The organism is Cellulosilyticum ruminicola JCM 14822 (assembly GCF_001311925.1).
Classification (GTDB): domain Bacteria; phylum Bacillota; class Clostridia; order Lachnospirales; family Cellulosilyticaceae; genus Cellulosilyticum; species Cellulosilyticum ruminicola.
The window spans coordinates 86045-98325 of record NZ_BBCG01000004.1; the positions used below are offsets into that span (position 1 = coordinate 86045).

Genomic DNA, 12281 nt, shown 5'->3' on the forward strand with positions numbered 1-12281 from the left:
GAGACATTTACAAAAGCAATGTCTTTATGACTTTTAGATTCAAAGAATATCACCGAAGAAGTGATTGTTGAAAAATGTGTTGTTTCAAAATGGTGTATCCTTAAGTAAACAAGCTATTTCTAAAAGACTCAATGAATGTATACCTTGTTTACAAGAACTATTGAAACAAGCTTTTTCTTTAATCTATGTGAATGCTTTAGAAAATCATCAATCATTATTACTCAACTATTTTTCAGATGTGAAACTTTTAGATGTAACAACTATTTCATTACCAAATCAAGTTGCAGATGAAGATATGCTATCTATGCACAACTGGAGTTAGAAGAACTTCTTAGCCAAAGTAAAGATTCTATTAATCAAGATATTTATATTGGAACCGCAAAATATAACAAGCTAAAGTCTGCTTAGTAGGTGTAAAACTTTCTGATGATATTGCAACTAAATGTATCAGAAAGGCTATTATACAAAATAATGGTGCCGATATCGATGCATACAAATGTCAGTTTTTACACTGGAATCTTATGATTACTAACATCAGCAAAGAAATCCTTAATACATCTATTATTACAGAACTTTATCGTATGAGATGGCAAATAGAACTTCTTTTTAAGGTTCCAAAAAGCACCCTTTCCCTAGATAAAATGCATGTAGGTAAAACTAAATATGTAGAAGCAATTCTTTATAGGAAACTTCTAGGAACATTACTTACAATGCCACTTTATGATAGTGTAGATCAAAGCATACTTAAAAGTCAGGGTAGAAGCGTAAGTATGCAAAGATTTTATACATTACTGCTTGTAGACTTATGTCAATTCTATACACTAAAAAGAATCACTCTACATACTTACAAGACGTTTTCTAACTTAGTTCAAAGAATAGGAAAGTTGGCTTTGCATGAAAAACGCTTAAGACAAACTACCTATTCTAAAATAGAAGGTTATTTAGAACAACTTATTGTTGCTGGAAAAACTTAGTCTTAAATTAACGACTATGATATTTTTACACTAAATATTCTACATTATTCTATTTATTTAAACAATCTAAATATTGTTTTTATTCGTTTTTATTATTATATTTTTATTTTTCGCAAAATAAAAAACTCACTTATTCATACTTTGGCAAACCCTCCACCTTTATAGGTTATTAATATAAAAAAGAAGACTTCATGTACTATCCAACCATAAAATCTTCTTTTCTTACTATTTATCCTTATTTCTATATTGTCCTATATTTTATCTATAGATTTTTTCTGTTGATAATCATAGATATTCATAGTTATAAAAGCAATAATTCCAATGCACATTAAAATAACAAATATCCATCCCTTATTAGCCTTCAAACTACATCCAACAAGGTGCATATCTCCTAAAACATTTGGATCTATACTCATCGTTTCTTCTGCTAAATTTACTGTATCATCCCCAGAATACTTAATTAGCTCCGTTATCCCGATTGTCATTGCACCAAGTATACCATTGGCAACTGTAAATAATACTGTAAGACTATACATCAAATCTTTTTTCATTTTATCTACTCCCATACTCTATCTATTATATATCTATTATCAATCCTAAATTTCTATTTCAAAGCTACCCTCTATAACCTAATCTCTTTGAAATTTCTAAGGCTGTATTTTTAATAATTTGAATGCTTTCTTGACCCCAATTACCTTTAAATACGCCTTCTCTTCCCCCTGCACTAATGGCTGCAATTATCTCACCTCTATAGTCATAAATAGGTGCTGCTATGCAGACGATACCTTCTTCATGTTCTTCATGATCTACTGCATAACCTGTTATTCTTGCTTGCTTAATTTCTTCAAGTACCGCTTCAGCCGAAGTTAAAGTTTTACTTGTGAACTGTGTAAATTGAATTTTTGAAAGTAAGTTTAATATCTCTTCATCTGTTTTTTGTAAAAGTAAAGCCTTTCCTACTCCTGAAGAATACACAGGAATTCTTTTACCTATTTGCGAATACATTCTAAGGCTTGTTAAACTTTCTACCTTATCAATAAATACTGCTTCCTGACCTTCTAAAATTGCCATTTGTACTGGCAGGCCTAATTCTTTTACAAGCTTTCTTAAATATGGTGTTGCTTCTGTTTTAAGTTCTACATTGTTAAGTTTCATACTACTTAATTCTACGACTTTAATACCCATTGTATATCCATTTCCATCACGCTCAATGAAGCCTCTATTTTCTAAAGTTGCTAGTAATCTATGTACCGTTACTTTATTGAGCTCCATGCATTCCTCTAATTCCTTAGCCATCACGCCTTCAGGATGTTCTGCCACAATCTCTAATAATTGTAAAGCACGGTCTACTGTCTGTAATATTGCTTTAGCCATTTTTCTAGCCCCTTTACTTCTGAATTTTCTATCATATTTCTAAGCTTGATTATATAGTAATTATTTTTCCAATACAACACAAGTCCTTTAGCTGTAAAATAGGTGTAAAAAAAGAAGTTGCTTTGCACTACACAATAAGCAACTTCTTCTTTGTTTTCTATCTTGCTAGCCAACCTCCATCAACGGCTAATGTAAATCCATTCACATAATTTGCTGCATCCGAAGCTAAAAATACTGCTGCTCCCGCTAAGTCTTCTGGAGTTCCCCAACGTCCAGCTGGAATCCTATCTAAAATGCTTATATTACGTTCACTATCTCCTCTTAAAGCAGCAGTATTATCTGTGGCCATATAGCCTGGTGCAATTGCATTAATATTGATATTATATGCAGCCCATTCATTTGCCATAGCTCTTGTAATCCCCATTACAGCACTTTTGCTAGCCGTATAAGATGGTACGCGAATGCCGCCTTGAAACGATAACATAGAAGCAATATTAATGATTTTTCCCCCTTTACCTTGTGCTACAAACTGTTTTGCCACTACCTGTGATAAGAAAAATGTGGTTTTTAAATTGATGTTCATTACATCATCCCAATTTTCTTCAGTAAAATCTATAGCATCTTCTCTCCTAATGATTCCTGCATTATTAACTAAAATGTCTACTTTTCCAAATTGTTTAATAGTCTCCTCTACAATTTGAGGAATTACTTCCTGGGAAATAAGATTCGCTTTGATCTCTACAAATCTTCTGCCCAATGCTTCTACTTTTTGTTTCGTTTCATCTAAATTGCTTGTGCCCACACCTACAATATCTGCTCCCGCACCAGCGAGTCCCACTGCGATCCCTTGACCTAATCCTCTAGTTGCTCCTGTTACAATTGCTACTTTCCCTGCTAATGAAAATTTATCTAAAATATGATTCATATTAACGCCTCCGCTATTTCACTATTTGTAACACTATTTCTTATAAAGAAATATTAGTACACTTTTATACGGTGGTCAATACTTTTGAGACTAATTAAAAAATTAACGATATCCTTTGTGTATCAATGGATTCGTTAATTTTATAACATATTCCTATTTCTTTGTATCCAGATGTCTATATATTAATGTAGCAATCTCTTCGGGTGTTTCTTTCATGCCTGATTTTATCCATTTTATATAGGTATTGCACAATGCACCTGCATAATAATATAATTCATATTTTGAATATGGAAAGATTGGTAATACATAAGTATCCATATAATCATTTAATGTGTCAATAATAACAGCATACATATTGGCCTCAATTAAAACTGTAATTTCCTCACTGTACATTTTAAAGAATGTAAAACAATGACAAATATGTTTCAGTTCACGGAATACACCAATATCCGTTTTTTGCTTCGTATCTTCCATATAAGCATTCATTAATTCATACATATAATCTGAAAGCACTTCTATCTTAGACTTATAATATTTATAAAAAGTCATTCGTGATACATTAGCTTCCTTAACTAAAGAAGTGATTGTGATAGCTTCTAAACTTTTTGCCTTCATTAAATGAATTAATGTCTTTGCTATATGCATTCTAATATATTGATTCCTAGTTGTAAGATTTGTACCACCCTCTGATTGTCTCATATTACCTCCCAACTTAATGCTCAAATTTACTTACATTTTGACCGTTTTTGTAAATTGTAACACTTTCTCCTCTCATAGTACAATTTTTATAGTTTCTTAAAAGTATCATACATGACCATTAGGAGGATTTTATGAAATACGGAATAGTTGTTGACTCTGGATGTGACCTTACATGTTTAGAGCATCCTACACTTATAAATAAAATTGATTTTGCAAGGGCTCCCCTCAAACTTGATGTGGGCGAAACTGAATTTGTTGATGATTTTAACCTTAATATAGAAAAGTTTATGGCTCAAATGTATGCCTATGACGGAAAAACAGGCAGCGCTGCACCTAGCCCACAGACATGGCTTAGTGCTTATGAAAAATCTGAATATGTATTCGCTATTACTATAACAAGTGGTTTATCTGGCAGTTATAATAGCGCACAGATAGCAGCAGATCTCTTTAAAACACTTTATCCTGAACGCAAAATTTATGTTATAGATTCTAAATCTGCTGGACCTGAAATTACCCTTATCGTTAGAAAGCTTACTGAATATATTAATGCTTCTATGAGCTTTGATGAAATCGTTGAAAGCATAGAAAATTACCGTAAGAACACGCATTTACTCTTTGTACTTCAATCCCTCGATAACTTCATCAAAAATGGACGTGTAAGCAAATTACAAGGCACTATGCAGGTATTCTAGGTATAAAAATATTAGGTACAACTACTGAAGAGGGTACTTTAGACGTATTGCAAAAATGCCGCGGTAAAATGACTGCTTATGATAAAGCCATTAAAGAATTATTTGCAAGAGGCTTTAATGGTAAACGACTCATTATTGCTCACTGCTTCGCCCCAGAACTAGCTGATTATATTGCTCAAAAAGTACAATTAGCCTTTCCAACTAGTAAAATCGAAATTATGCCAACCAGTGGCCTTTGTAGCTATTATGCTGAACGAAAAGGCATTCTCATTGGTTTTGAGACTTAGAATAAAAAGAGGTTGCCACAAAATAAACTTTTGTAACAACCTCTTTTTAGTTAATCTTCATTTTCTCTGCCCTTTAAACATATCTATTTTTAGTCCTTCATGATAGTTCCCTGATGAAAACTCATTTGCCATCTATTATCTATAAGCTTTTTATCATCTCATTTTGCTCCTTACATTTTAGTTTTATAATAAATTCTCTCATTATAATAGTCAATATTTTCAAAATAATACTTCAAGTATAAAAATCCCCCTAAGTACTTTACTCTCTTAGTGGTATTTCGTTTATGTATTGTTCTTATAAAATTAAATCAATACTCATTAAAGCCTTTTTCGCCTATATAATCTCCATTATAGTCTTTCCAAATAGTAGTGCTAAAACAATGAACATCACATAGCGAACATTTTTAGCCCCACCTTTGATGGCAAAATGAGCACCTGCATATCCACCTAACATAGCACATACTGCTGCTGGTAATGCCAGCCAAAATAGTACCTTTCCATTTAAAGTGTAAATAATCATTGAAGTAATATTAGAAGCTAAATTCGACACCTTCGCACAGCCTGATGAAGTCACTAATTCAAGTCCCATTACAGCTGAGAATAATAGAATTAAAAATGTTCCAGTTCCAGGCCCTATTAAGCCATCATAACATCCCATTACTAATCCAATGCATGTAGCTAATATAGATTGCTTCACAACTGACATTTCTTTTTCTACATTTTCACTACCCATTCCTTTTTGCATCATCAGGAAGATAGCTACTAATGGAATAGCTACTAACATTAAACCTTTTAATAACTGCTCACTAATGAACAAAGCTAAATTGGTTCCAATGGTAGCTCCAGCTACAGAACCTACCGCTGCAAATACTGCTATTCTTAGTTTTACTTTACCATCCTCAAATACTTAAATGCCGCCATAATCGTCCCAAATCCAGCTGATAACTTATTTGTTCCCGCTGCCATATGTGCAGGTAATCCTGCAAATAAGTAAGCTGGTAATGAAATAACTCCACCACCACCAGCTACAGCGTCCACAAATCCAGCTAAAAAGATAAATGGACATACAATTGCTAATATCCTTACCGCTTCAGTCATAATTCTCTCCTCTGTCTCTTATTTATTTTAAAGTCTAGTCTTCCATTTAATTATACCATGTTTTTTTGTACATCGGGGCCTACTTAGTACCTCTTCTTTTTCTTCTAGAATATACTATATTAACGATATGTGCTAATTAATTTCAAACTACACATTATAAACTTTTAACCAACGATGTGCTGCTTGCTCATAGCGTTTTGTTCCTAATATTGTTACATCGAATCCTGCTTCACAAAAGATTTGTCTAGGAAATTTTCCTTGTAAATAACTTTCTATAAATAAACGTGATTAGATTCCAAAAACTAACGTTTTTGAAGTCTTATTATAGTTACATTTATTTTCATCGTCTATTGCACTTAATTTTTTACCAATAAATGTATATATCGCTATACTTAAAATTGTATCAGAAGTTAAGATACCTTTTTTCTTAAGGTATCTTAGCAGTTTATTGAGGTTATATGCTCCAATTTTAAAGCCAAACACTATTTTTGAGCGCAAAAGGCCACGAACTGGCATGGCATCTACTTGATATTTTCTTCGAATGACTAAAGGAATGCCTTCTACACCAGCCCTTTTGTTAGTAAGCTTGATATATTCTTTTGTTTGCATTAATTCACGAATCTTACTGTTACTATAACTTTTATTGCTAAACTTAACACTATAGCCCTTTTTTTCTTTTTTGCTCGGGCATTGATTACATAGTGGACAATTTTCACATTGTTCGTTCTTAAATTTTGCTGTATAGCTATTTTTACTAAAATAGCTCATTTGTGGTATTTCCTTATTAAGGCATAAGACTATTTTTTGCGTTTCTTCATCCAAGGTTATTCATTTCATAACTCCCATTTAAAAAGAAAAACAGTATATGGACATCAGTTTGTTACTGTTATGCTTCGATGTGGAGACTTTGTGCTCCCATATGACATTGTGCTTTATCAAAAAGATACGTCCAGTAAAATAGAAATAGCTGCAAACCTATTAAAAGAGCTACCACATCCAGTTAACAAAGGCTATGTTTTAGCTGATAGTTGGGGCATTATTTAATGCTTCAACTCAGATAGGGTTTAATAACTATCTTGGTGCTCTAAAATCTAATCGTACCATCTTCCCTAGAGGTCATAGAGCAGATGATATAAAAATTAATGACTTTATTAAAACGATAAATAATACACTAATTATTAGGATATGTAACATTCTTTTGCGTGGTAGTAGGAACATCCCCACCACACAAAAAGGCGCCGGGAGTAGCGGCGCCTTTTTTGGAGTATCTATGTGATTATACGTAGAAGAGTAGGTCTACGTATGTTGGAAATGGCCATTCAGTTGCAGATACCATTGTTTCTAATTCATCTGCTACCATACGAAGTGTTTGCATACTTTCAAATACATATTCTCTATAATATTTAGCATGATCAAATACTTCTTCATGATTTTTAGCATCAAGTAATACTTGCTCTAATTCATCAATCTTACTCATTAATGATTCTGTAAGGTTTGATAATTTAGCCCCGTAAGATTGTTCTTTTTCTACGCTTACATTTAAGCCAAGTTCTTGTTTTATTTTTAATGTTTCAAATACTTCTTTGTTGTATTTTAATACAGCTGGTAAAATCTCTTTTTTAGCCATATCTAACATTGTTAATGCTTCGATATTGATTACTTTAGCATAACCTTCTAATAAGATATCTGTACGAGATTCTACTTCTGTTCTTGAGAAGATACCATGTTTTTCGAATAAAGCAATGCTCTTCTCTGTTGAGAATGTTGGAATTGCATCAACTGATGTTTTAAGGTTTGGAAGTCCACGTCTAGCAGCTTCTTCAACCCATTCATCACTATAGTTATTACCATTGAAGATAATACGTTTATGTTCTGCCATTGTTTCTTTTACGATGGCAAGTACTTCTTTTTCTACATCACTTGCACCATCTAATCTATCTGCAAATTGCTCAAGAACTTCTGCAACTGTTGTATTGAGTACAATGTTTGGCCCAGCAATAGATGCTGTAGAACCTAATGAACGGAATTCAAATTTATTTCCTGTGAAAGCAAATGGAGATGTTCTGTTACGGTCAGTTGTATCTTTTGCAAATTTAGGAAGTGCATCTACACCTGTTTCCATATATGTTTTTAATGCATCATGTGCTTCTTCACCTTTTTCAATACTTTCAAGAATGTCTGTAAGTTCATCACCTAAGAACATAGAAATGATTGCTGGTGGTGCTTCATTAGCTCCAAGTCTATGGTCATTTCCTGCACTAGCAACTGATACTCTTAAGAGATCTGCATATTCATCTACAGCTTTGATAACAGCTGATAAGAATAATAAAAATTGAGTATTGTCTTTTGGTGATTTACCTGGCTCAAGAAGGTTTTCACCATCACTTGTAGACATTGACCAGTTATTGTGTTTACCAGAACCATTAACGCCTGCAAATGGTTTTTCATGAAGTAAACATACTAAATCATGTTTCTCAGCTATTTTTTTCATAAGTTCCATTGTAAGTTGGTTATGATCAGTAGCAACGTTAGTTGTTCCAAAGATTGGAGCAAGTTCATGTTGAGCTGGTGCTACTTCATTATGTTTTGTTTTAGCTAAGATACCAAGTTTCCAAAGTTCTTCATCTAAATCTTTCATGTATTCTGCTACTCTAGTTCTAATGTTACCAAAGTAGTGATCTTCAAGTTCTTGACCTTTTGCTGGTTTTGCACCGAAAAGTGTTCTACCTGTTAAAATAAGGTCTTTACGTTTTGCATACATTGCTTTATCTACTAAGAAATATTCTTGTTCTGGTCCAACAGTTGTTGTTACTCTTGTAACAGATTTGCCGAATTTAGCAAGAATTCTAATTGCTTGTTTATTAAGTGCTTCCATTGAACGAAGAAGTGGAGTTTTCTTATCAAGTACTTCACCACCGTATGAACCGAAAGCTGTTGGGATATATAATGTACCATCTTTAACAAATGCATAAGATGTTGGGTCCCATGTTGTATAACCACGTGCTTCGAATGTTGCACGAAGACCACCAGATGGGAATGAAGATGCATCTGGTTCACCTTTGATAAGTTCTTTACCAGAGAATTCTAAGATTACTTTACCGTCTCCTGTTGGAGAGATAAAAGCATCATGTTTTTCAGCTGTGATTCCTGTCATTGGTTGGAACCAGTGTGTATAATGTGTTGCACCTTTTTCAAGTGCCCAGTCTTTCATAGCACTTGCTACAACATCTGCAATAGAGGCATCGATTTCTTTACCTTCTGCCATTGTTTTTCTAAGTGCTTTATATACATTTTTAGGTAATCTTTCTTGCATTACTGCTTCATTAAATACATTACATCCAAAAATCTCATTTACTTTTGCCATTACTAAATCCTCCTCAAAATATCTATTTTTATCATATATACTACTTTATCTCTTAAGGTTCTAATCGATGTACATCCCTTGGGAACATACTTGCCTGTCTAACATTTTGTAAGTCTAAAAGTTTCATTGTAAGTCTTTCTAAACCTATTCCTAAACCGCCGTGTGGTGGCATACCATATTTATGAATATTGAGATAATGCTTAAAGTCCTCTGGATCCATACCCATTTCCTTCATTTTATTAACCTGTTCTTCATAATCGTGGATACGTTGTCCACCTGTTGTGATTTCTAAGCCTTTGAAAAGCAAGTCAAAGCTTAGTGCAAATCTAGGATCATCTTTATCATTCATTGCATAAAATGGTCGTTTAGAAGCTGGGAAATGTGTGATGAATAAAAAGTCACTATTCCAATGTTCTTTAGCGTATTCACAAAGTAACACTTCATCTTCCGGCTCTAAATCATATTTATTTTTACCACCCCTGCCTTTAATGAATTCTAATGCTTCAGAAAAGGTGATAGTTGGGATTGTATCAATTACTGGTAATGTCGCACCTAATAATTTAAAGTACTCACTACAATTTGCATTTAAATAGGAAACTAAATATTTAAGCATTGCTGTTTCCATTTCCATCACATCGCTCATGCTATCAATGAATCCCATCTCAAAGTCTAAGCCAATGTATTCATTAAGATGTCTTGAAGTATTATGCTTTTCAGCACGATATACTGGAGCGATTTCAAATACTCGATCAAAGAATGCTACACAAGTTTGTTTATAAAATTGAGGGCTTTGTGCTAAATAAGCATCTTGATTAAAGTAATCTAATTTAAATATATTTGCGCCACCTTCTGCTCCTGCTGCTACGATTTTAGGTGTATGAACTTGTGTAAACCCTTGATTTTCCATAAATTCCCTAAATGCTGAAACAACACCTTCTTGTACTTTAAAGACTGCTCTTTCATATGGATTTCTTAAAGCAACTGAACGATTATCTAAGTTTGCTTCAAGTCCACACCCTATTTTTTTATGTGATACATTAAGTGGATACTCAGCTACTGGTCTACTTAAGACTTCTATTTCTAATAAGCCTAATTCAAAACCTAATCCAGCTCTTTCATCTGGTCTAATTTCACCAGTTGCTCTTACATAACAGCCTTCTTTTATCTCATCAAGTGACGTTTTACATTTATCTTCTTCATAAACTGATTGGATTACATATTGACCAGTTCTAAGAAGTACAAAGGCAAATCCACTCATTTTTCGAACTTTATGGATACAGGCTTCAATAGTTAACTTTTCGCCTGGTTGGTCTTTTAAACTTTTGAAATCTATTTGCTTTTTAATACCTTTACCACTAATCGTTCCCATGTTAACTCTCCTTTCTAAATACTTTAGTTTTAAATTCTAAAACTTTTATTTTTTGAACTACTTAAGCTTATTTAATGCTACTTCAAGTGTTTCTTTAATTTTCTTAGGATTTGCTCTACCCGCTAGACGTTTTGTACATTGTCCCATTAAGAATCCGAATAACTTCTCTTTACCTGCAAGATATCCTTCTACTTCACTTGTAAATTCATTTACAACGCCATCTACTACTTCTACGATTTCATCAGCGTTATTATTCATTAAGAATCCTTGTTCTTTTGCTATTTCTTCAGGATCTTTTGCACCGTCTACCATGAATTTTAAGATTGTCTTACCATTGTTACGGTTGACCACATCTTCTTCTATCATTTTCACAAGTTTCGCAAATGCTTCTGGAGAGAATGGAATTTGACTACTATCTAATTCACCTTCATTAATGTATCTTAATAATTCTGCTATAACGAAGTTGGCCACTTGTTTATAGTTATTATAATGTTTAACTGCTTCATCATAGAAATCAGATATACATTTATCTGCTACAAGTATTTTTGCATCTGCTTTACTAAGTGTATATTTTCCTGTGTAAATGTCTAATCTTTCATCTATCAATACTGGCATTGTTGCTTAATTTCTGCGATATCTTCATCTGAAATAATAACTGGAATAACATCTGGTTCTTTAAAGTATCTATAATCATGTGCATTTTCTTTAGAACGCATAGATTGTGTGATACCTCTGTTATCATTGAATTTTCTAGTTTCTTGAATGACTACATCTCCTGCATCTAGAATCTTAGTTTGTCTTTCAATTTCATAATCAATAGCTCTTACAATCGCCTTAAGTGAGTTTAAGTTTTTGATTTCAACCTTTGTACCGAGCTTGGTTGCATCTGGACGTTTGATTGAAACGTTAACATCAGCTCTTAATGAACCTTCTTCCATTCGGCATAAACTTACGCCTGCATATTGAAGTAACCCTGCTATCTTTTCTAGATAAGCTCTAGCTTCTTCAGCGGAAGACATATCTGGCTCTGATACGATTTCTAGAAGTGGCACGCCACAACGGTTATAATCTGCTAAACTTGTATTTTCAATATTATCATGGATTAATTTACCGGCATCCTCTTCAATATGAGCATGATGGATACGAATATATTTCTCACCATCTTCAGTTTCTATTTTAATCTTTCCTGATTTCACTACTGGCAAATCAAATTGTGAGATTTGATACGCTTTAGGTAAGTCAGGATAAAAATAATTCTTTCTATCAATCTTTGTATATTGCCCCACACCACAATTCAATGCAAGTGCTGCTTTTACGCCATATTTTACTACTTGTTTATTTAAAACAGGTAATGTTCCTGGAAGCCCTGTACATACAGGACAACAACGTGTATTTTGTTCGCCCCCGAAATCCACCTCACAAGAACAGAAAATCTTCGTTTTAGTCAGAAGTTGGGCATGGACTTCAAGTCCGATTATTGGAATATAACGACTCATCTT

The 12281-nt window shown here is 33.3% G+C and carries 14 protein-coding genes and 1 pseudogene; 5 read left to right on the forward strand and 10 right to left on the reverse strand.

What is annotated here, in order from left to right:
* Positions 1-67 precede the first annotated feature (67 nt).
* Complete coding sequence (locus tag JCM14822_RS02575) at positions 68-322, forward strand: hypothetical protein (RefSeq protein ID WP_054739367.1); 255 nt, start codon at positions 68-70, stop codon at positions 320-322.
* A 160-nt stretch (positions 323-482) separates the two neighbouring features.
* On the forward strand, positions 483-974 hold the full coding sequence (locus JCM14822_RS02580) for a transposase (RefSeq protein ID WP_408606173.1): 492 nt from the start codon (positions 483-485) through the stop codon (positions 972-974).
* A 251-nt stretch (positions 975-1225) separates the two neighbouring features.
* On the opposite strand, the gene JCM14822_RS02585 is transcribed toward JCM14822_RS02580, so the two are convergent.
* The 4 genes from JCM14822_RS02585 to JCM14822_RS02605 form a co-directional block, all read right to left on the reverse strand.
* The gene (locus JCM14822_RS02585) at positions 1226-1540 is read right to left on the reverse strand and encodes a hypothetical protein (protein WP_157047597.1); all 315 of its coding nucleotides are present in this window, start codon (positions 1538-1540) and stop codon (positions 1226-1228) included.
* A gap of 49 nt (positions 1541-1589) precedes the next feature.
* A complete protein-coding gene (locus tag JCM14822_RS02590; RefSeq protein ID WP_054739376.1) occupies positions 1590-2348 on the reverse strand; it encodes an IclR family transcriptional regulator in 759 nt (252 codons plus the stop codon).
* 157 nt (positions 2349-2505) lie between these two features.
* Entirely contained in the window at positions 2506-3273 is a 768-nt protein-coding gene (gene kduD, locus JCM14822_RS02600; RefSeq protein ID WP_054739380.1) for a 2-dehydro-3-deoxy-D-gluconate 5-dehydrogenase KduD, read from the reverse strand.
* Positions 3274-3426: 153 nt separating this feature from the next.
* Positions 3427-3972 (reverse strand): TetR/AcrR family transcriptional regulator, encoded by a 546-nt coding sequence (locus tag JCM14822_RS02605; protein WP_054739382.1) that lies wholly within the window; start codon positions 3970-3972, stop codon positions 3427-3429.
* A 131-nt stretch (positions 3973-4103) separates the two neighbouring features.
* Here JCM14822_RS02605 and JCM14822_RS02610 point away from each other — a divergent pair, with 131 nt between their 5' ends.
* The gene (locus tag JCM14822_RS02610; RefSeq protein ID WP_054739383.1) at positions 4104-4664 is read left to right on the forward strand and encodes a DegV family protein; all 561 of its coding nucleotides are present in this window, start codon (positions 4104-4106) and stop codon (positions 4662-4664) included.
* Positions 4665-4711: 47 nt separating this feature from the next.
* On the forward strand, positions 4712-4951 hold the full coding sequence (locus JCM14822_RS22395) for a hypothetical protein (RefSeq protein ID WP_278287159.1): 240 nt from the start codon (positions 4712-4714) through the stop codon (positions 4949-4951).
* 334 nt (positions 4952-5285) lie between these two features.
* Here the strand turns inward: JCM14822_RS22395 and JCM14822_RS02620 are convergent.
* Positions 5286-6049 (reverse strand): annotated as a pseudogene (locus tag JCM14822_RS02620) (sulfite exporter TauE/SafE family protein).
* A 288-nt stretch (positions 6050-6337) separates the two neighbouring features.
* The gene (locus tag JCM14822_RS02625; RefSeq protein ID WP_157047599.1) at positions 6338-6817 is read right to left on the reverse strand and encodes a transposase; all 480 of its coding nucleotides are present in this window, start codon (positions 6815-6817) and stop codon (positions 6338-6340) included.
* A gap of 141 nt (positions 6818-6958) precedes the next feature.
* Between JCM14822_RS02625 and JCM14822_RS22400 the strand changes: the two genes are divergently transcribed.
* Complete coding sequence (locus tag JCM14822_RS22400) at positions 6959-7093, forward strand: hypothetical protein (protein ID WP_278287160.1); 135 nt, start codon at positions 6959-6961, stop codon at positions 7091-7093.
* Between the two features lie 232 nt (positions 7094-7325).
* Here JCM14822_RS22400 and JCM14822_RS02630 read toward each other — a convergent pair whose 3' ends face one another.
* The 4 genes from JCM14822_RS02630 to gatB are packed head-to-tail and all read right to left on the reverse strand — an operon-like array spanning position 7326 to position 12278.
* Entirely contained in the window at positions 7326-9413 is a 2088-nt protein-coding gene (locus JCM14822_RS02630; RefSeq protein ID WP_054739386.1) for a glutamine synthetase III family protein, read from the reverse strand.
* Positions 9414-9465: 52 nt separating this feature from the next.
* On the reverse strand, positions 9466-10782 hold the full coding sequence (aspS, locus tag JCM14822_RS02635) for an aspartate--tRNA(Asn) ligase (protein WP_054739389.1): 1317 nt from the start codon (positions 10780-10782) through the stop codon (positions 9466-9468).
* 57 nt (positions 10783-10839) lie between these two features.
* Positions 10840-11397: an Asp-tRNA(Asn)/Glu-tRNA(Gln) amidotransferase subunit GatB gene (locus JCM14822_RS23000; RefSeq protein ID WP_306307279.1), complete on the reverse strand. Its 558-nt coding sequence runs from the start codon at positions 11395-11397 to the stop codon at positions 10840-10842.
* The gene (gene gatB, locus JCM14822_RS23005; protein ID WP_306307280.1) at positions 11385-12278 is read right to left on the reverse strand and encodes an Asp-tRNA(Asn)/Glu-tRNA(Gln) amidotransferase subunit GatB; all 894 of its coding nucleotides are present in this window, start codon (positions 12276-12278) and stop codon (positions 11385-11387) included. The genes JCM14822_RS23000 and gatB overlap by 13 nt, the downstream gene beginning before the upstream one ends.
* Positions 12279-12281: the final 3 nt, after the last annotated feature.